This is a genomic window from Nonomuraea africana (genome assembly GCF_014873535.1).
Lineage (GTDB): Bacteria > Actinomycetota > Actinomycetes > Streptosporangiales > Streptosporangiaceae > Nonomuraea > Nonomuraea africana.
Genome location: NZ_JADBEF010000001.1, coordinates 8,250,552 through 8,268,382 on the forward strand (window position 1 = coordinate 8,250,552; position 17,831 = coordinate 8,268,382).

A 17,831-nucleotide genomic window follows, 5' to 3' on the forward strand; every position below is an offset into this window, starting at 1 on the left:
CTGCTCGCGCCGCGGTCAGCTGCCCTCGTGCCCGCCCCGCACGAGGCCGAGCGTTCTCACGGACGGGCCGGTCTGCTCGGCGGCGGCGTCGTCCCGGTCGGGGCCGGGGCCGGGGCCGGAGCCTGGCCAGTGCCGGTGGCTGGGGCCTGGTCGGCGTCGGCGGCCGGGGCCTGGTCGGTGATCGGGAACGAGTGGTGCTCGTGGGCGACGACCCATCGGCCGTTCTCCTTGCGCAGGCCGAGGGTCAGCCGGAGCCGGTTCTCCGGGTTGTCGGCGAACTCCTCCTGGGTGCCGCACCGCAGCAGGGCGTGGGCGAAGGCGACGTCGTCACCCGCGGTGACGTCCAGCGACTCGATCTCGAACGAGGCGCCTTGTTCCTGCCACTGGAAGAAGGGCGGCCACGTCTGGCGATAGGCGTCGAGGCCGCGGACGCCCTCGTAGGGTGGCGGCACGTCGAACATCACGATGTCCTTGGCGTGGTCCGCGAGAACCCCGTCCAGGTCACCGCGGTGGACCGCCTCGGCCCAGCGCTCGATCAGGGTGCGGATCTGCTCGTCGTCACTACGCATCGGTAGCTCAGTCCTTCCGGGTCGATGTTTCCCTCAGGACTACAACCCGCGCGGATCCGGAAAGTCATCGCGGCTCGCCGAAGTCAGCTCCGCCGGCAGGCCGAACGCGGGGAAGTCGGCGTCCAGGAACGAGACCACCTCGGCGACCTTCGTGCCGCGCAGGACGAGCAGGTCCAGCCCCGCCGGGACATAGCGGGCCCGGTGCTCGTCCCACATGTACGTGCCGAACGCGAGCTGCCCGTTCGCCCGCGCCGGCAGGAAGCGCCAGCGCTCCTTCAACGGCCCCTCGACCAGGAAGCGGCGGATGCCGTCGGGGCGCTCGTACCAGGCGGTCAGCGGCGGCATCGAGTACTTCGCGTCCTCCGTCAGCATCGCGACGATGGAGTCGACGTCCCCGGCCTCCCATGCGGTCATGTACCGCTGGGCCAGCTCCCGCTGCGCCGCCTCGCCGAGCGTTTTGAGCGTCTGCTGCTGGGTGGTCTCGGGGAGCAGCTCGGCGAGGGTCTTCCTGGCCCGTTGGAGCGCGCTGTTGACCGCCGCGACGGTGGTCTCCAGCAGGTCGGCGACCTCGCGGGCGGCGAAGCCGAGGACGTCGCGCAGGAGCAGGACGGCGCGCTGCAGGGCCGACAGGTGCTGCAGGGCGGCGACGAAGGCGAGCTCCACGCTCTCCCGTGCCACGACGCGGGCCTCCGGGCTCAGCTCCGCCGTCCAGCCCATCAGCCGGTCAGGGTACGGCTCCAGCCAGGACGCCTCGGCCAGCGGCGCGCCTTCCGGGCTCAGGTCGGTGGGCAGCTCGCGCCGCCCCCGCCGCTCGATGAGCGTCAGCGACCTGTTCGTCGCGATCGTGTACAGCCACGGCCGGATCGAGCCCCTGTCCTCGAACCGGGCCAGGTGGCGCCAGGCCCGATCCAGGGTGTCCTGTACGGCGTCCTCCGCGTCATGGACGGAGCCGAGCATCCGGTAGCAGTGCGCGCGCAACTCGTCGCGCAACGGCCCGACCAGACGGCCGAAGGCGTCGTCGTCACCGGCGCGGGCCGCGCTCAACAGCTCGCCCGCGGTGGACTCGTCCATGTCGGCCCCTGTCCTCCCTCCCCTCGGACTCGCCCTGTGCACCTACCCATCGCCGCCCCCGGCACCGTGGGCCGCTGCCGGGGGCGAGGGCGTCAGGCGCGGTAGGTGCGCAGGTGCTCGCCGGTGAGCGAGCCGGTCGAGGCCAGCAGCTCGGCGGGGGTGCCCGTGAAGACGATCTCACCGCCGTTCTTGCCGCCCTCGGGACCGAGGTCCACGATCCAGTCCGCGTGCTGGATCACGTCGAGGTTGTGCTCGATCACGATGACCGTGTTGCCCGCGTCGACCAGCCGGTCCAGCAGCGCCAGGAGCGTGTCGACGTCGGACATGTGCAGTCCGGTCGTCGGCTCGTCCAGGACGTACACGCTGCCCGTGCGGTGGAGCTGCAGCGCCAGCTTCAGCCGCTGCCGCTCGCCGCCGGAAAGGCTGCTCAGGGGCTGACCGAGCGTCAGGTAGTCGAGGCCGACGTCGATCAGGGAGCGCAGCTTCGAGAGGAGGGCGGGCTCGGTGAAGAACGAGACGGCCTCGTCCGCGGGGAGCTCGAGGACGTCCGCGATCGACTTGCCGCGCAGGGTGTGGGCGAGCACGGACTCCTTGAACCTGCGGCCCTCGCAGCTCTCGCAGTGGGTGGTCACCGGGTCCATGTAGGCGACCTCGGTGATGATCACTCCGCGCCCCTGGCACTCCTCGCAGGCGCCCGTGGAGTTGAAGCTGAACAGCCCGGGGGCGACGCCGTTGGCCTTGGCGAAGAGCTTGCGGATGGGGTCCATCAGGTCGAGGAAGGTGGCCGGGGTGGAGCGGGACGAGGCCGCGATCGCCGACTGGTCGACGAAGATCGAGGACGGGTAGGCGGTCATGAACTCGCCGGAGATGAGCGAGCTCTTGCCCGACCCCGCCACCCCGGTGATCGCGGTCAGCACGCCGGTGGGCAGGTCCACCGAGACCTTCTTCAGGTTGTGCAGGGACGCGTCGCTGAGCGGGAGCCACCCGGTGGCCTGCCGTACGGCCTGCTTGACCTCGGTGGAACGGCGCAGGCCGCGGCCCGTGAGGGTGTCGGCGGACCGCAGCCCGTCGAGCGAGCCGGTGTAGACGATCGAACCGCCGTGAACGCCCGCGCGGGGGCCCACGTCCACGATGTGGTCGGCGATGGCGATCACGTCGGGGTCGTGCTCGACGACCAGGACGGTGTTGCCCTTGTCACGCAGCGCCTTCAGCAGGTTGTTCAGGCGGCCGACGTCGCGGGGGTGCAGGCCGACGCTGGGCTCGTCGAAGATGTAGGTCAGGCCGGTGAGCGCGGAGCTCAGGTGCCTGACCATCTTCAGCCGCTGGCCCTCGCCGCCGGACAGCGAGGTGGTGGCGCGGTCGAGCGAGAGGTAGCCGAGGCCGATGTCGGCCACTCGCTGCAGGGCCTCGCGGGCGCCCGCCGCGGCGGCGCCCTCGACCGGGCCGAGCACCTCGATCAGGTCGGTGACCTGCATGCGGGTCCAGTCGGCGATGGACCTGCCGTCGATCTTCGTCGCCAGCGCCTCGGGGTTGAGGCGGTCGCCGCCGCAGTCGGGGCAGATGCCCTCGGTGAGGAAGCGCTGCACCTGCTCGCGGGTCTTCTCGCTGTGCGCGCTGAGGTCACGGGTGACGCCGCGCCTGGTGAAGCGGTCCACCAGGCCCTCGTACTCGACGCTGAAGGTGCCGTTCTTCATGGTCAGCTCGATCTTGACACCGCTGCCGTGCAGCAGGGTCTCCATCTGCTCCTGCGAGTAGTCGGAGAGCCTGAGGGAGGGGTCGAGCGCGGGGTGCTTGCCGTACATCTGCCACTCGGTGCCGCCGACCTTGTAACCCGGCAGCAGGATGGCGCCCTCGTCCAGAGACTTGGACAGGTCGAGCATGAGCGAGACGTCGGCGCGGACGGTCCGGCCGAGCCCGTCGCAGGTGGTGCACATGCCCTGGGGCGCGTTGAAGGAGTAGGCGGAGACGTGCCTGCCGCCCTCCCTGGCGAACAGGGCGCGAATCATGCCGTAGATGTCGGTGATCGTGCCGACCGTGGAGCGGGCGTTGCCGCCGATCGGCTTCTGATCGACGATCACCGGCGTCGTCAGGTTCTCGATCACGTCGACGTGCGGCCGCTCGTACTTGGGCATCTGGTTGCGGATGAACCAGGAGTAGGTGCTGTTGAGCTGCCGCTGCGCCTCCACCGCGATGGTGTCGAAGACGATGGACGACTTGCCCGAGCCTGACACGCCGGTGAACACCGTGATCTGGTTCTTCGGGATGGTGAGGGAGACGTCCTTGAGGTTGTGCTCGCGGGCGCCGACGATCCGGATGCTGTCCATTTCCACCTATTCGGAGAAGACGATCGTGCCGAGGAGGTCGACCATGCCGAACAGGGCCATCTCGCACAGCCGTTCGGAAGAGACAGCCTAATCCCGTCCACTTCGTCCATCAGCGCGTCGTCCATTCTGGCCCCCGCGCGGGCGGTCATGGTCGCGCCGAACTCGGGCCGCACCTCGGCGATGGGCGTGTCATAGGACAGCACGCCGCGCTCGGCCCCGGCCTCGGCTCGAGTTCAGCGAAGCCGTCCACGGCCCTCAGTATCGTGGGCGACATGAAGTACATGATGATTATTTATGGCAACAAGGAGCTCTGGGAGTCGATCCCCGCCGAGGAGTGGCAGACCACGATCGCCGCCTTCGACGCCTTCACCACCAAGCACAAGGAGAGCGGTGAGTTGCTCGGCGCGTACGGCGTGGCCGACGCCGCCCAGGCGAAGACGGTCAGGACCGTGACCGGCGCGCCCGTCGTCACGGACGGCCCCTACCTGGAGTCGAAGGAGTACCTGGCCAGCTGGTACCTCCTTGACGTCGACAGCGAGGAGCGGGCCCTTGAGCTCGCCGCCGAACTGCCCGCCGACCAGGTGGAGGTCTGGCCGATCCTTCACGAGGCCTGATCGATCCGCACCTCGCCCGGCCCCTTGTCCTCCCTCAGCCCGCGCCACGACGGATGCCTCAGACTTCCGTCGGGCGTCCACTCGGCGTAGCGGACCTCTCCGACCAGCACGGGCTGCACCCAGCGCGCGTCACGGGCGTGCTCGCGCGGCACACCCGCCATCGGCGGGTCGGGCCGTTCCAGCGGGCGCAGCCGGTCGCCGAGGTCGGCCAGCATGCGCTCGGTGAACCCGGTGCCCACGTGCCCGGCGAAGACCAGCCGTCCGCTCGCGTCGTGCACCCCGAGCAGCAGCGACCCGATCATCCCCGACCGCCGTCCCTGGCCCGGCTTCCAGCCGCAGATGATGACCTGCTGCATGGTGAAGTTCTTCACCTTCGTCCAGTCGGCGGAGCGCTGTCCCGGCCGGTAGGGCGACTCCAACCGCTTGGCCACCACGCCTTCGAGACCGAGCGACTTGCTCGCGGCCACCGCGTCCTCGCCGGAGCCGTGGAACCACACGGGCACCTGCCAGCGCGCGCCCGGCGTGACCGTCTCCTCCAGCAACCGCCTCCTGTCGGTGTACGGCAGGCCGACCGCGCTGGCCGCGTTGATGTGCAGCAGGTCGAAGAGCATGAACGTCACGGGCACCGACCGGACGAGCTCTGCGATCCTGGCGGGGTTGCGCTGGTGCATCCGCGGCTGCAGCGCGCCGAAGGACGGCCTGCCCGCCTCGTCGAAGGCGACGATCTCCCCGTCGAGCACGAGGTCGTGCCCGCCCACCGCGCCGCCCAGCATGCGCAGCTCGGTGTAGGCGACGGTGATGTCCTTGCCGTTGCGCGAGACGAGCCTGACCGCCTTGTCCTCGATGTAGGCCAGCGCCCTGACCCCGTCCCACTTCATCTCGTAGGACCACTCGCCCCTGGCCGGCAGCGACCCCGCCTTGGCGAGCATCGGCTCGTAGGAGGGCAGCGCCATCAGGACACCTCCGGCGGGGGCATACCGCCGATGAAACCGCGTCCGGACGCACCCGCATAGGCCCTCAGGCCGCAGTCCGCCGACAAACTCCGCAACATTCGCATTCCCCCTGGTCAGAGCTGTACCCACTCAGGGGGTCAGTGCCAACCGCTACGATCTGCCGCCATGACGGGTATCAGGGTCGCCTTGGTCGCTCTCCTCATGGGAGCGATGCCTTTGGCCGCGCAGGCGGCGCCTCTCACCACGGCGCCTCTCAACACGGGGCCTCTCACCGACGAGGTGACGCTGGAGCTCGGCAAGGGCGGCGTGCTGCACGTGACCGAGAAGATCAGTGGCGCGGGCGGCACGATAGAACGCACCTTCCTCACCCGTACCCGCTTCGACGACGACTTCGACCGGATCTACCGCGTCTCCAACGTCAAGGGCGGCACGCTCGCCGGAGACGTGCTCACCATGAAGGGCGACGGCACCGTCTCCTACGACGTCACCGGCGCGGTGACGCAGGTCGGCGGCACGGAGGAACTGCGCTGGTTCGCCGTCGGCGGCTGGAACGCGCCGGTGGCGAAGGCGACGGTCAAGGTCTCCGGCCCGGCCGCGATCCAGAACCTCTCCTGCTTCGCGGGCGATCTGACGTCGGCGATCGGCTGCACCTCCGCCTCGATGGACCACACCGGCGCGCGCGCCGAGTTCGAGCAGCAGGGCCTCAACGCGGGGCAAGCGCTGACCGTCGTCCTGGGCTATCCGAAGGGCACCAGCGGCGGCGCCCCGATCCTCGAACGGCGCTGGTCGATGGCGAGCGCGTTCACGCTCGACACCGTCACCGGCGGCGCGCTGGCGGGCCTGCTCGTGCTACTGCTGGGCGGGGTGGGCCTGCTGTGGTGGACCCGCGGACGCGACGCGCGCGTGGTCGGCCACGAGCAGGGCGCGGTCGCCGCCGTCCAGGACGGCCACTTCACCCCGCCCGACGGCGTACGGCCCGGCCAGATCGGCACGCTGATCGACGAGCAGGCCGACGTGATCGACGTGACGGCGACCATCGTCGACCTGGCGGTCCGCGGCTACCTGCGCATCGACGAGCAGCCCCGCCAGACCTACGACGCGCCCGACTGGGTGCTGGTCAGGCTGCCCAACGCGCCGATCGCCTCGCTGCTGCCGTACGAGCGGGCGCTGTACGACGCGATCTTCGAGGGCCGCGACAGCGTGCTGCTCTCGCAGCTGTCCGGCGCCTTCCACGCGCACCTCGGCAAGGTGCGCGACGCCCTCTACGCCGACGTCGTACGGCAGGGCTGGTTCGCGCGCAGGCCCGACGCCGTGCGCACCAGGTGGACCACCGCCGGGGTCGTGCTCTGCCTGGTCGGGGTCGCGGCCACCGTGGCGCTGGCCTGGTTCACCACCTACGGCCTGCTCGGCCTCGCGTTGATCATCGCCGGCGCCGCGCTGGCGATCGGCGGGCAGTCGATGCCCGCCAAGACCGCCAAGGGCTCGGCGGCCCTGGCCCACACGCTCGGCTTCCGCCAGTACCTCCTGGCGGGCGATCTCGGGAACGTGCCCGAGCAGCACAGGGTCGAGCTGTTCTCCCGCTACCTGCCGTACGCGGTGATCTTCGACGGGGTCGAGCACTGGTCGCGGGTGGTGGCCTCGGTCACCGGAAACGGGAGCCAGGCCGACAACCTCTACTGGTACCACGGTCCCGCCGAGTGGGACCTGTCGAAGTTCGCCGGGTCGATGCGCACCTTCACCACCACCACCTCGGGCGCGATCTCCTCCACCCGCCAGTTCCGCTCCCTCTGACCGGGGCGTCAGAGGGCGATCGCGTTCTTGGCCTTCGCGACCGACTCGTCGGAGGCGGGTCCTCCCGGGTTCTCCAGCGCGAGGGCCTGGTTGGCCTCGACGAAGGGCCGCATGCGCGACTCGTACCGGTCGAAGGCCCCCTCCACCGACCTGCCCAGCTCCTCCGCCAGCACGTAGGCGCCGACCATGGCCAGGCTGGTTCCCTGGCCGGACAGCGGCGAGGCGCAGTAGCCCGCGTCGCCGACCAGCGCGACCCGCCCCTTCGACCAGGACGCCAACCTGACCTGCGCCATCGAGTCGAAGTAGAAGTCGGGCGCCTGCCACATGGCCTCCAGCAGCTTGGGCGCCTCCCACCGCAGGCCGCCGCAGCGCTCGGCGACCAGCCGCTTCTGCTGGTCGAGGTCGCGGTAGTCGTAGTCGAGCCGGTCGCCGCTGAAGCCCAGGTTGACCTTCAGCTGGGTGTTGTCGCGCACAGGGAACAGGCCGAGGCCCGCGTCGCCGTCCCTGAGCCAGATCTGCCAGTTCTCGAGGCCGAGGACGTTGTCCATGGTGAAGATGCACAGGTGCATCCCCAGGTGGTGGATGAAGGCCGATTCGTCGCCGAAGGTCAGGCGGCGCACGGCGGAGTGCAGTCCGTCGGCCCCGATCACCAGGTCGAAGCGGCGCGGCGGGCCGTTCTCGAAGGTGACCTCGCCGTCCTGGCCGATGGAGGTGATCGTGTCGTTGAAGACGTACTCCACCTCGCCCGGGGCGCGGTCGTGGATGATCCGGGTGAGGTCCTCCTTGAGCAGCTCCACGTCGCCGCTGTCGAACCGGCCGCCGCTGTAGGTGCCCTCGGTGTCGCGCATGATCTCGTTGCCGTCGCCGTCGAGCATCGACATGCCGCGCCAGGTGGTGCGCACAGCGCGCATCTCGTCGAGGACGCCCATGCGCTCGGCGACCGTGAGCGCGGCGCCGCGCACGTCGATGGCCTGGCCGCCGGGGCGCAGACCCGAGGCGCGCTCGACAACGGTGACATCGAAGCCGTGGCGGCGCAGCCAGTAGGCGAGAGTGGTGCCGGCGATGCTCGAACCGGAGATCAGGATGTTCGTCATGTTCTGAATGTACGATGTATTGTGTACTAGTGCAGTCACCGTATTTGGACATCGTCGAAGACATCAAGCGCCGCGTCGCCTCGGGCAAGCTGAAGCCGGGTGACCGGCTGCCGCCGGTCAGGCAGGTCGCCAGGCAGTGGGGAGTGGCCCTGGCGACCGCCACCAAGGCCATGAACACGCTCCAGCAGCAGGGGATCGTCCGGGCCAGGCCGCGCGTGGGCACGGTCGTGGCCGCGCCCTCCACCGAACCGCCGCCCGAGCCGGCCCCGGAGACGGCGCTGTCGCGCGAGAGGGTGGTGCGGGTCGCGATCGAGCTCGCCGACGCCGAGGGGCTGGGCGCGCTGACCATGCGCGGCATCGCCGCCAAGCTGGGCGTCGCCCCCATGTCGCCCTACAAGTACGTCGGTGGCAAGGACGATCTCATCCTGCTGATGGCCGACGCCGCCTACGCCGAGCTCGGCTACCCGACGCCGCTTCCCGAGGGCTGGCGGGCACGGCTCGAGCTGGTCGGAAGGACGCTGTGGACCCTGCACAGACGCCATCCATGGCTCGCCCAGGTCACGCCGCTCAGCCGTCCTGTCGTCCTTCCGCATCTGGCCGTCCACGCCGAGCAGGCGCTGGCCGCGCTGGAGGGCCTCGGCTTCGACGCGGTCACCAGGCTCAACCTGCACGTGCTGTTCTACAGCTCCATCCAGGGACTGGTGGTCAACGCCGAGCGCGAGACCCAGGCGCAGTCGGCCACCGGCCTGTCGGAGGACGAGTGGATGGACAGCCAGGAGGCGGATCTGCGCAGGCTGGTCGCCACGGGGGACCACCCCGCTTTCGCGGCCATGTTGGAGGGCGTCGGCGACGGCTACGACCTCGACCTGGACATGCTGTTCGAGCTCGGACTCAAACTCCAGCTCGACGGCCTGGCCACGATGATCGAGGCCGCCACACGTCAGTGAAGGACTGCTGGAGTGCCAGGTAATCAGGTCAAAGGTTGTGGCTGCCTCCTCTTCATCGCGCTTCTCGTCGTCGGCGGGTGCAACACCCTCACCGGAGGAGACGACGAGCCGGTACGGCGGCGACCCCCGTGGCCTCCTCGCAGCAGCCCCTCGATGACCTCGACGAAGATGGCATCGAGGATCTCGTCGACGATGACGCCGACGGTGTTCGCGCCGCCGTCGATATCGACGGCGCTCGCCGGGAGTCAGTCGGAGATCGTGATGCGGAGGCGGCGGAAGCCCTTGCCCTTGCTCTCGATCTTGGCCACCTTGATCCGGCCGATCTGCTTGGTCGAGGCGACGTGGGTGCCGCCGTCGGCCTGGGTGTCGAGGCCGACGATGTCGATGATGCGGACGTCCTCGACGTCCTCGGGCACCAGGTTGGTGGCGGTGCGGATGATGTCGGGGATCGCGAACGCCTCCGCGCGCGGCAGCACACGCACGTCGATGCGCCGGTCGGCGGCGATCTCGGCGTTGCAGGCGTCCTCGACCGCCTCCTTGAAGCCGGGCGGCACCTCGGGCAGGTTGAAGTCCATCCGGGCGGAGTACGGCTCCATGTTGCCGCCCGTGACGAGCGAGCCGTAGTCGCGGAAGACCACCCCGCACAGCACGTGCAGCCCCGAGTGGGTGCGCATGAGCGCGGATCGCCGCTCGTCGGCCACCGCGGCCTCGACGACCGTGCCCGCGGGCGGGATCGGGTCGCCCTCCGCCGGGATCAGGTGGAGATCGTCGCCTTTGCGTACTCCGACGATCCGGGTTTCCACCCCCTGCCAGAGGAGAACTCCGTGATCGGCTGGCTGGCCGCCGCCTCCTGGATAGAATGCCGACTTGCTCAAGACGATCCCCTCTGGCGTCGACTCCAGGACGACCGCCTCGAAGGCGCGGAGATTCTGGTCGGACAGTTCGAGCCGCTGCGTGCGCCCGTGGAGATCGAAGCTCATGTCGGCAGCCTAGAGCTCTCGAGGTGGTCATGCGCGGCTTGCTGCGGAGTCGTCTGCTCGCATCGGCCGCCACGATTTTCGGGATATGTCCTGCTATAGCGGGATGCCATATGGGAGGTCAGGGCGCCGCCGCGTCGAAGCCGGTCGCCCGCGTGCCCGCCGTCCAGCAGGCGGCACAGAAGCAGACGCCGGTGATGATGTTCGTCGGCGACAGCTTCACCGTCGGCTCGGGGCCGGTGCGCGCGTGGGAGACCTACGCCACCGAGACCGCCAGGCAGCTCGGCTGGCAGCCGGTGATCGCGGGCGCCGGCGGCACGGGCTACGTCAGCGAGGGCCGGGTGGGCCGCACCTTCCAGCAGTCGTTCGTGGCGGAGCTCGCCTGGCGCCCCGCTCCCGACCTGCTGATCATCTCCGGTGGTCACAACGACCGCAGGTGGCCGGCCACCACGGTACGGCAGGCCGCCGCCAGGCTCGTCTGGACGGTCAAGGGCTACTGGCCGAACACCAGGATCGTGATGGTCGGCCCGATCTGGATCGGCGAGGCCCCGCCCCAGGCGTACCGGGTGCGCGACGCCCTGGCCGAGGTCGCCGCGCGCGAGCGGGTGGCCTTCCTCGACCCGCTCGGGCAGCGCTGGATCGACGGCAGGCGGTCGGAGGTGCTGCTGCCCGACGGCGTGCACCCCACGCTCGGCGGCCACGCCAAGCTGGCCCGCTGGCTGACCGACGCCCTGCGGGCGGCACCCGCGTGAGGCGCCCAAGCCCCGGGTCAGGCGCCCGGATCAGGCGCCCGAGACCGGATCAGGCGCCCGAGCCCGCGGGGGACGGCGCAGGCGACGGCGGCGTGCGCTGGTGTGATCGTCGCGGTGCTGGCGGCCATGACGACCAGCGCCGCAATGGTCATGCGCCGGCGGGCGCGGGGTGTGGACATGCCGGAGGTGCTCCTCTGCGGGGGATGAAGGGCAGTCGTAGGAGCGCTCCCAGCTCTCATTCTGCGACGCGCCAGGTGGATGTCAACGAACGGCCGGCGGGGTTGCGCCGACGTTTCCCGCGATCCCGCGCCCATGCTGCGACTACACCGACCCACCCCGATCGAGGGAACCTGAAACTTTCAGCCCATCCACCCCGACCCACCAGAGCAATACCCGATGACGACAGCCGCCCCAGGCGGGATCGCGGATGCCCGACTCACGTTGACGCATGGCCGAGACTCCCGAGGTGGCGGATGGCCGACCCATGGCGGGTGGGTGGCCGTGGCACGCGGGATGGCGGGAGCCAGCCTCGTGAGGCGGGCGAAGCGGTGAGACGTCGAGCTGAGCGGCAGGGCGAAGAGGTGGCGGCTGGTCGGGGCCCGGGTGGTGCAGCGGTGAGACGTCGCACCGAGTGGGTGCGGCGGGGTGGGGTGCGTCTTAGCGAATAAGGGGGTGGCGGTTGGGCGAGGCGAAGCGAGGCGTGCGGCGTGAAGGGGTTGTGCCGCTGTGAGGAATCCGGCGGGTAGGGTCGCCTGCATGAGGAGGGCGGGGAAGGTCGGCCGGGCCTGCGGATGGCGGGAGCTGCGGTCATGCCCCGGCGGCGGATGGCAGGGGTTGCGGTCATGCCCGACGTGACGGGGCTGGAGCAGCACCGGGTCGAGCTCACCGCCTACTGCTACCGCATGCTGGGCTCCCCGTTCGAGGCCGAGGACGCCGTGCAGGAGACCCTCGTGCGCGCCTGGCGCAGCCTGGACCGGTACGACGAGGACCGGGCGTCCCTGCGGACCTGGATGTACAGCATCGCCACCAACGTCTGCCTGGACATGCTGCGGAGCGCGCAGCGGCGCGCCCGCGCGATGGACCTCGGCCCTTCGGCACGGCCCGGTCCCGACCTCGGTCCACCGCTTCCCGAGAGCGCCTGGGTGCAGCCGATCCCGGACAGCCGGGCCGTATCCGAAGACGGCGATCCCGCGGAGGTGACCGCGCGGCGCGAGACGATCCGCCTGGCGTTCGTCGCCGCACTGCAGCATCTGCCGCCCAGGCAACGGGCGGTGCTGATCCTGCGCGACGTCCTGTGCTGGAAGGCGGACGAGGTCGCCCGGCTGCTGGACAGCTCGGTCGCGTCGGTCACCAGCGCGCTGCAACGCGCCAGGACGACGCTCAGGACGGTGCCCGTCGCCGCCGCCGAGCCGTACCGGGCGATGGATCAGGAGCAGCGGCTGCTCCTGGAGCGGTACTGCGCCGCCTTCGAGCGGTATGACGTCGAGACCCTGGTCTCGCTGCTGCACGAGGACGCCACGATGTCCATGCCCCCGTTCCTGTGGTGGCTGCGCGGGCGCGAGGAGATCCGGGGGATGCTGCTCGCGGCGGGCCGTCGGTGCGAGGGCGCGCGCCTGGTGCCGACCGTGGCCAACGGGTCGCCGGCGTTCGGGCAGTACCTGCCCACCGGCCCGTACGGCAGGCACGAGCCGTTCGCGCTCGTCGTCCTGACGCTCTCGGGTGGTCTGGTCGCCGAGGTGACGACCTTCCTCAACGCCGAGCGGCTGTTCCCCGTGTTCGGCCTGCCTTCGGGCGAGGAGGCCACAGCGCTGTTCCGGAACTGGTTTCCCGGCGACCGATGAGTTTCCGCCCGCCGCTTCGTATGACCGGCGGACACACTCATCGACACCGGAGACGAAGGGAACGGCGGCACGATGGCCGAATACGTAGACGTGAACGGCGTGCGCATGTGGTTCGACGAGCGCGGCGAAGGGGAGCCGCTGGTGCTGCTCCATGGCGGCCTGACCGACAGCAGGGACTTCACGGGCAACCTCGACGTGCTGGCCGGACGGTTCAGGCTCCTGCTGCCCGAACGCCGGGGGCACGGCCATACCGCCGACGTGCCGGGACCGCTCACCGTCGAGGTGATGGCACGGGACACCATCGCGTTCCTGGAGAAGATCGTCGACGGGCCCGTACGGTTGGCCGGCTACAGCGCCGGCGCGATGGTGGCGTTGGGGGTCGCCGTGCGCCGTCCTGACCTGGTCGAGAGGCTCGTTCTGGTCAGCGGCGGATTCCATCCGGACGGCATGATCCTGCGGCCCGTCGCCGGCGCCCCGCTGCCCCCGCAGCTGGTCGAAGCCTACGCTCAGGTGTCGCCCGACGGCGCGGACCACTTCTCCGTCGTGGTGGACAAGATCGCCCGGTCGGTGGACGAGGAGCCCGGACTGGAGGTCGCCGATCTGGGCGCCGTCACCTGCCCGACGCTGGTCGTGGCCGCCGACGACGACATCGTGACCTTGGAGCACACGGTGGCGTTGTACCGGGGCCTGCGCGAGGCGCAGCTGGCCATCGTCCCTGGGACGTCCCACCTGCTGCTGCACGAGAAGCCGGACCTGTGCGCCAGATTGGTCACCGACTTCCTGACCACCGGCCCCACCCCCACCTGGATGCCGATCAGCCGCGCCACCCCACACAACACCCCCGTGTGACCCGCGCCGGGCGACCCACGCGCGGACGACCCTGTCTGTGCCGGGCGCCCCCATACGGGCCGACCTCCCCGACCTCCCGCCGGGGCGGCCTCATGCGGGGCCACCTCTTGCTGGGGCGGCCCTGCGCTGGGTGCCCTCTTGCCTCGTGGCCATATGCGGGGCGGTCCAGCGCCGGGCAGCTCCGTGCCGGGGGACTTGAGCCAGGCGGGGCCGTGCCAGGCCGCCCCCGTGATGGCCAGCCCGTACTTGGCGGCCCCATGCCAGCTGACCTTGCCGGGCGGTCCCGTGGCGGGCGTGCTGGGGCCCGTGCCGGGTTGTCGGGCGGCCGTGCCGGGAGATCTCACGCCGGGCGGGCCCGTGTGGGGTGGCGGGCCGAGGGGCTGTCGCGCTCCGGAGTTGCTGACCCTCATGTGGGTCAGTTCGTGCGGAAGGCGGTTTCGATGGTGGTGAGGTGGTGGTCGAGGATCTCGAGCAGGTCGGCGGCGAGCGCTCCCTCTCGCAGGGTGGGAGCGCTCCCGCGAACGTAGCATTGTTCCGGAAGCGTTAACAGATGGTTTCCTCTGTCACCAAGGCCCGTAAGGACCGTTATTGCCGCCCTTGCCCATTCCGGTGACAGCCGGCTTGACATCGGCCAGGTAGACGCCCGCCGCGATGACCGAGGCGATCGCGAAGATGTTGAGCCGCGCCAGACCGCTCGCGCCGAAATAGCCCCAGGCCGTCGCGAACGAGAACAGCGTGCCGAGGCCGAGGATCAGGAGCCACCACTTCTTCTGCAGCTTGCCCGCGGCGACGAACGCGTTGGCGGGGGTGCGGATCGCGTGGATGAGCGCCCACACGGTCATGCCGAACGCGACGATCGCGAGGATCGCGAAGATGAGGTCAAGTCCAAAAGAGATCATGTCCGCTCCGCCCACTACCGCAATGTCGCCCCCCACCCTAACCGGTCGCTCATCCTGTACGGCAAGCAAACCGAGCACCACCGTGATCGCCGCTTTCCCTCCGGCGAGGGCGCGCCGCCCAGCAGGACTTCGGTCCCCGCCGTCACGGCGCCCGATGAGCTGGATTTCCACCTTTGGCCGCTTCGCGGGAGCAGAGCGGTGGTCCTGCATGCTCGGCCTCATGGCCGCTTCCCCGGGTTGAGCGGCCGTCGACACGCAAGAACCCCCGCCCGGCGAGGGGCGAGGGTCCTTGGGTGTTCCGGTCAGGCCTTCGTGCCGGCCTTCGTGGTGCGGGTGTTCCTCTTGACCGGGGTGGCCACGGGCGGCTCGGCCGCCTCGGAGACCTCCTCCAGCTCGAGCGCGGCCTCGCCGCTCGCCTTGCTGACGACCTTGCGGCCGCGGCTGGCGAACTCCTCGTAGTACTCGGTGGCCTTGCTGCCGAGCTGGTCGGCGTACACACGGGCCTTCTCGGGGAACTCGCGGGCGAGCTCCTCGGCCTTGGTGCGGACCTCGCGCGCCTTCACGGGCAGGTCCTTGGTGATGTCGGTGCGCCGCGACTGCAGCTTCTGCAGCTGCTCGGGCAACTCGCGCAGCTTCTCCACGGCGAAGTCGCCCGCGCCCGCGACGGCGTAGAACGGCTTGGACTCGGTGAGCTTCTTGACCTCGGTGGCCAGCGTCATGGGTTAACCTTCCTTGGTTTCCTGGGTGACGGTGCCGTTGTTCGAGGTCGCCGCGAAGGGCTCAAGAGCGGCGAGAAATTCCTCGGGCAGCGGCTGCTCGTCGTCCGTGCCGGAGTCGTGCTGGGGATGAGCATTCTGGGAGGTCTGCTCGTCCTCAGCGCGGTTCTCCTTGCGGAACGACTCGTAGATATCGATCAGCACCTGGCGTTGCCGCTCGGTGATGAGGCTGTCGCCCCTGATCGCGGTGATCACGTCGCTGGGCGGTTCGCGATCCTCGATGAGGCCTGCCTGCACGTACAGCGCCTGGGACGAGATGTGCAGACCTTTGGCGATCTGGTTCAGGATCTCGGCGCTCGGCTTGCGCAGACCACGCTCGATCTGGCTGAGGTAGGGGTTGGAGACCCCCGCCGCGGCCGCGAGCTGGCGCATCGAGATCTTCGCCTGCTGCCGCTGCTCGCGGATGTATTCGCCGATCGAGCCGACCTTGGGTAGTGCCATACCTCTAGTCTGCCTCGCCGTGCTTGCAATTGCAAACAGGCGGCTAACAAGAGCAAGCGGCGAACAATGAGGTCAGAAAGGCAGCGCCCAGAGGAACGGCGCGGACGTGGCCAACGTCACACTCAGCGTGATCAGCCCGTAGCGCCGGGAGCGCGGCAGCTCGGGGGCCGGCTTGATCAGCCGGTCGACCCTGGCCATGACCTGCGACTGGGCGACGCCGAGCATGCCGCTCGGGGTGGGGACGGCTCCTGCCGTACCGAAGCGGAGCAGGGCGGTGGCCAGGCGGCGCGGAGAGCAGTAGCGGCGGGCGCGGTCGTCCGCGGCCATCTCCACCAGCAGCTCGACCTGCGCCTGCGCGTCCCTGACGACCTTCGACCACGGAAGCGCCCTGCGCAGCGCGCCGAAGGGCAGCAGCACCAGGTCGTGGCGCTCGCGGACGTGGGCGGCCTCGTGGGCGAGCACGGCGGTCAGCTCGTCGTGCGAGAGCAGTTCGAGGGTGCCCGAGCTGACCACGACGTGGGAGCGGAGACCGGGCACGCAGTAGGCGGCGGCGCCGGGGTGGTCGAGCACCCGCACGCCTGGCATGCCGGGCTCCTCGCGGGCGATCAGCGAGAGCAGCAGGCGGTGGCGGCGGCGGGCGCGCAGCGTCTGCACTCCCGCGGTCAGCAGCACCGCCACGAGCACGGCCAGCAGGGTCAGGCCCGCGATCATCGCGAGCGCGTGCCAGAGGTCCCAGCGGGCGTCAGGCGTGCGCCCCGCCGCGAAGGCGGCCAGGCCGTGGATCACACCTCTGTCGTACGGCGTGACGGCGTAGGCGAGCAGCGCGCCGATGCTGGCCAGCCCCCATGCGACGCCGAGCGACTGCCACAGCGCGATGGCCAGGCGGGGCGCGCGGGAGGTCCAGCGCGCGGTGGTGAAGCGCCAGGCGCCCAGAGCGCATGCCGCGGCGAGCGCTGACAACGCCGCCGCCGTGATCACTCTTCCTCCAGCTCCGTGAGGACTCTGCGCAGGAGCTCCGCCTCGGGGCCGGACACGGCCTGGGCGAAGCGGGTCAGGGCGGCCGAGCGGTCACCCGTCATGTCCAAGGCTTCCAGCATAAGCTCGGCGACATAGCTGTCGCGGCTCTCGGCCGGCTGGTAGCGCCATGCCCGGCCGTCGCGGGTCCGGTCGAGGAACCCCTTGCGGGTGAGCCGGTCGAGAACGGTCATGACGGTGGTGGGGGCCAGATCTCTTTCCTCGATGAGCCTGCCGACCTCACGCGCCGTCAGCGGGGTGTTCTGCGCCCAGAGGATGTCCATGATGCTGCGTTCGAGCTCGCCAAGACCCTTCACACTCATCAGCGTAGTACTACAGGCTGTCGAGCTGGGATCCGGGAGGCAGATGAGAGTGACATCACGCGCTCTCCCGAAGGAACGTCACCATGGCCACCTCGTCGCGGTCGTCGCCGGGAGCCACCCTGATGGCCCTGGGCATGCGGCCGACCTCCTGGTAGCCGCACCCGGCGTAAAAGGACTCCAGCCCGAGCCCGCCTCTGCAGGTCAGGTGGAGCGACTCGAGCCCCAGCCGCACGCCCGCGTCGCCGACCGCCGTCATGAGGTCCGCGCCGTAGCCCTTGCCCTGGTGCTTCGGATGCACCATCACGCGCATCACGGTCCGCCAGTGCGCCATCAAGGGGTTCGAGTTCGCGACGAGGACGGCCCAGGCGGCCACCCTGCCCTCGTCGTCGAAGCCGGCCACCAGGCTGTCCGGGCCGCGCTCCCCGCAGCGGGCGAAGGTCACGGTGGCGACCTGCCTGATGTCGTCGGCCGTCACCGGCGGCACCCATCCGACCGCGCCTCCCGCGTTGGTCACGTCCACCCAGCAGTCCAGCAGGTCGTCGAAGAGGGCGGGCGTCACCTCGGGCTCAACAACAAATCGCAACATACGGGGCAGA

The 17,831-nt window shown here is 70.3% G+C and carries 19 protein-coding genes; 6 read left to right on the forward strand and 13 right to left on the reverse strand.

Annotation, left to right across the window (positions count from 1 at the left end; genetic code table 11):
- Positions 1 to 56 precede the first annotated feature (56 nt).
- The 3 genes from H4W81_RS39560 to H4W81_RS39570 form a co-directional block, all read right to left on the reverse strand.
- Complete coding sequence (locus H4W81_RS39560; RefSeq protein ID WP_225959008.1) at positions 57 to 569, reverse strand: YybH family protein; 513 nt, start codon at positions 567 to 569, stop codon at positions 57 to 59.
- A gap of 39 nt (positions 570 to 608) precedes the next feature.
- Entirely contained in the window at positions 609 to 1,640 is a 1,032-nt protein-coding gene (locus H4W81_RS39565) for a sigma-70 family RNA polymerase sigma factor (protein ID WP_192779475.1), read from the reverse strand.
- A gap of 92 nt (positions 1,641 to 1,732) precedes the next feature.
- Entirely contained in the window at positions 1,733 to 3,964 is a 2,232-nt protein-coding gene (locus tag H4W81_RS39570; protein ID WP_192779476.1) for an excinuclease ABC subunit UvrA, read from the reverse strand.
- A 272-nt stretch (positions 3,965 to 4,236) separates the two neighbouring features.
- Between H4W81_RS39570 and H4W81_RS39575 the strand changes: the two genes are divergently transcribed.
- Positions 4,237 to 4,578, forward strand: coding sequence for a YciI family protein (locus H4W81_RS39575; protein WP_192779477.1), 342 nt, complete (start codon positions 4,237 to 4,239; stop codon positions 4,576 to 4,578).
- Here H4W81_RS39575 and ligD read toward each other — a convergent pair.
- The gene (ligD, locus tag H4W81_RS39580; RefSeq protein ID WP_225959009.1) at positions 4,566 to 5,531 is read right to left on the reverse strand and encodes a non-homologous end-joining DNA ligase; all 966 of its coding nucleotides are present in this window, start codon (positions 5,529 to 5,531) and stop codon (positions 4,566 to 4,568) included. The two genes, H4W81_RS39575 and ligD, sit on opposite strands and share 13 nt — an antisense overlap.
- A 165-nt stretch (positions 5,532 to 5,696) precedes the next feature.
- On the opposite strand from ligD, the gene H4W81_RS39585 reads away from it, so the two are divergent.
- Positions 5,697 to 7,322: a DUF2207 domain-containing protein gene (locus H4W81_RS39585; RefSeq protein ID WP_192779478.1), complete on the forward strand. Its 1,626-nt coding sequence runs from the start codon at positions 5,697 to 5,699 to the stop codon at positions 7,320 to 7,322.
- Positions 7,323 to 7,330: 8 nt separating this feature from the next.
- Here H4W81_RS39585 and H4W81_RS39590 read toward each other — a convergent pair whose 3' ends face one another.
- Positions 7,331 to 8,416: an FAD-dependent monooxygenase gene (locus H4W81_RS39590; protein ID WP_192779479.1), complete on the reverse strand. Its 1,086-nt coding sequence runs from the start codon at positions 8,414 to 8,416 to the stop codon at positions 7,331 to 7,333.
- A 44-nt stretch (positions 8,417 to 8,460) separates the two neighbouring features.
- On the opposite strand from H4W81_RS39590, the gene H4W81_RS39595 reads away from it, so the two are divergent.
- Positions 8,461 to 9,363 (forward strand): TetR/AcrR family transcriptional regulator C-terminal domain-containing protein, encoded by a 903-nt coding sequence (locus H4W81_RS39595; protein WP_264083224.1) that lies wholly within the window; start codon positions 8,461 to 8,463, stop codon positions 9,361 to 9,363.
- Positions 9,364 to 9,608: 245 nt separating this feature from the next.
- Here the strand turns inward: H4W81_RS39595 and H4W81_RS39600 are convergent, their stop codons facing one another.
- Positions 9,609 to 10,343 carry an alanyl-tRNA editing protein gene (locus tag H4W81_RS39600; RefSeq protein WP_192779481.1) on the reverse strand — a complete coding sequence of 245 codons (735 nt, stop codon included), beginning with the start codon at positions 10,341 to 10,343 and terminating at the stop codon, positions 9,609 to 9,611.
- A 110-nt stretch (positions 10,344 to 10,453) separates the two neighbouring features.
- Here H4W81_RS39600 and H4W81_RS39605 point away from each other — a divergent pair, with 110 nt between their 5' ends.
- Positions 10,454 to 11,092 (forward strand): SGNH/GDSL hydrolase family protein, encoded by a 639-nt coding sequence (locus tag H4W81_RS39605; RefSeq protein ID WP_192779482.1) that lies wholly within the window; start codon positions 10,454 to 10,456, stop codon positions 11,090 to 11,092.
- A 17-nt stretch (positions 11,093 to 11,109) separates the two neighbouring features.
- Here H4W81_RS39605 and H4W81_RS39610 read toward each other — a convergent pair whose 3' ends face one another.
- Entirely contained in the window at positions 11,110 to 11,271 is a 162-nt protein-coding gene (locus tag H4W81_RS39610) for a hypothetical protein (protein WP_192779483.1), read from the reverse strand.
- A 663-nt stretch (positions 11,272 to 11,934) separates the two neighbouring features.
- Here H4W81_RS39610 and H4W81_RS39615 point away from each other — a divergent pair.
- Both H4W81_RS39615 and H4W81_RS39620 read left to right on the forward strand, forming a co-directional pair.
- Positions 11,935 to 12,933 carry a sigma-70 family RNA polymerase sigma factor gene (locus tag H4W81_RS39615; protein WP_225959010.1) on the forward strand — a complete coding sequence of 333 codons (999 nt, stop codon included), beginning with the start codon at positions 11,935 to 11,937 and terminating at the stop codon, positions 12,931 to 12,933.
- Positions 12,934 to 13,005: 72 nt separating this feature from the next.
- The gene (locus H4W81_RS39620) at positions 13,006 to 13,782 is read left to right on the forward strand and encodes an alpha/beta fold hydrolase (protein ID WP_192779484.1); all 777 of its coding nucleotides are present in this window, start codon (positions 13,006 to 13,008) and stop codon (positions 13,780 to 13,782) included.
- Between the two features lie 563 nt (positions 13,783 to 14,345).
- Here H4W81_RS39620 and H4W81_RS39625 read toward each other — a convergent pair.
- The 6 genes from H4W81_RS39625 to H4W81_RS39650 form a co-directional block, all read right to left on the reverse strand.
- Positions 14,346 to 14,852 carry a DUF2516 family protein gene (locus H4W81_RS39625; RefSeq protein WP_318782347.1) on the reverse strand — a complete coding sequence of 169 codons (507 nt, stop codon included), beginning with the start codon at positions 14,850 to 14,852 and terminating at the stop codon, positions 14,346 to 14,348.
- Positions 14,853 to 14,983: 131 nt separating this feature from the next.
- Positions 14,984 to 15,400 (reverse strand): hypothetical protein, encoded by a 417-nt coding sequence (locus tag H4W81_RS39630; protein ID WP_192779485.1) that lies wholly within the window; start codon positions 15,398 to 15,400, stop codon positions 14,984 to 14,986.
- Positions 15,401 to 15,403: 3 nt separating this feature from the next.
- Positions 15,404 to 15,898, reverse strand: a complete 495-nt coding sequence (locus H4W81_RS39635) for a helix-turn-helix domain-containing protein (RefSeq protein WP_192779486.1) — start codon at positions 15,896 to 15,898, stop codon at positions 15,404 to 15,406.
- Positions 15,899 to 15,970: 72 nt separating this feature from the next.
- Positions 15,971 to 16,876 (reverse strand): M56 family metallopeptidase, encoded by a 906-nt coding sequence (locus H4W81_RS39640; RefSeq protein WP_192779487.1) that lies wholly within the window; start codon positions 16,874 to 16,876, stop codon positions 15,971 to 15,973.
- Entirely contained in the window at positions 16,873 to 17,229 is a 357-nt protein-coding gene (locus H4W81_RS39645) for a BlaI/MecI/CopY family transcriptional regulator (RefSeq protein WP_318782348.1), read from the reverse strand. The genes H4W81_RS39640 and H4W81_RS39645 overlap by 4 nt, the downstream gene beginning before the upstream one ends.
- A gap of 61 nt (positions 17,230 to 17,290) precedes the next feature.
- Positions 17,291 to 17,821, reverse strand: a complete 531-nt coding sequence (locus H4W81_RS39650) for a GNAT family N-acetyltransferase (RefSeq protein WP_192779489.1) — start codon at positions 17,819 to 17,821, stop codon at positions 17,291 to 17,293.
- Between the last annotated feature and the right edge of the window lie 10 nt (positions 17,822 to 17,831).

Excerpts from the sequence above, each read along its gene's own strand:
- H4W81_RS39575 (WP_192779477.1), top strand. The coding sequence starts at position 4,237 with ATGAAGTACATGATGATTATTTATGGCAACAAGGAGCTCTGGGAGTCG.
- H4W81_RS39615 (WP_225959010.1), top strand. The coding sequence starts at position 11,935 with ATGCCCGACGTGACGGGGCTGGAGCAGCACCGGGTCGAGCTCACCGCC.
- H4W81_RS39635 (WP_192779486.1), bottom strand. The coding sequence starts at position 15,898 with ATGGCACTACCCAAGGTCGGCTCGATCGGCGAATACATCCGCGAGCAG.
- H4W81_RS39600 (WP_192779481.1), bottom strand. The coding sequence starts at position 10,343 with ATGAGCTTCGATCTCCACGGGCGCACGCAGCGGCTCGAACTGTCCGAC.
- H4W81_RS39585 (WP_192779478.1), top strand. The coding sequence starts at position 5,697 with ATGACGGGTATCAGGGTCGCCTTGGTCGCTCTCCTCATGGGAGCGATG.
- H4W81_RS39570 (WP_192779476.1), bottom strand. The coding sequence starts at position 3,964 with ATGGACAGCATCCGGATCGTCGGCGCCCGCGAGCACAACCTCAAGGAC.
- H4W81_RS39590 (WP_192779479.1), bottom strand. The coding sequence starts at position 8,416 with ATGACGAACATCCTGATCTCCGGTTCGAGCATCGCCGGCACCACTCTC.
- H4W81_RS39605 (WP_192779482.1), top strand. The coding sequence starts at position 10,454 with ATGGGAGGTCAGGGCGCCGCCGCGTCGAAGCCGGTCGCCCGCGTGCCC.
- H4W81_RS39620 (WP_192779484.1), top strand. The coding sequence starts at position 13,006 with ATGGCCGAATACGTAGACGTGAACGGCGTGCGCATGTGGTTCGACGAG.
- H4W81_RS39560 (WP_225959008.1), bottom strand. The coding sequence starts at position 569 with ATGCGTAGTGACGACGAGCAGATCCGCACCCTGATCGAGCGCTGGGCC.
- H4W81_RS39610 (WP_192779483.1), bottom strand. The coding sequence starts at position 11,271 with ATGTCCACACCCCGCGCCCGCCGGCGCATGACCATTGCGGCGCTGGTC.
- H4W81_RS39650 (WP_192779489.1), bottom strand. The coding sequence starts at position 17,821 with ATGTTGCGATTTGTTGTTGAGCCCGAGGTGACGCCCGCCCTCTTCGAC.
- ligD (WP_225959009.1), bottom strand. The coding sequence starts at position 5,531 with ATGGCGCTGCCCTCCTACGAGCCGATGCTCGCCAAGGCGGGGTCGCTG.
- H4W81_RS39630 (WP_192779485.1), bottom strand. The coding sequence starts at position 15,400 with ATGACGCTGGCCACCGAGGTCAAGAAGCTCACCGAGTCCAAGCCGTTC.
- H4W81_RS39565 (WP_192779475.1), bottom strand. The coding sequence starts at position 1,640 with ATGGACGAGTCCACCGCGGGCGAGCTGTTGAGCGCGGCCCGCGCCGGT.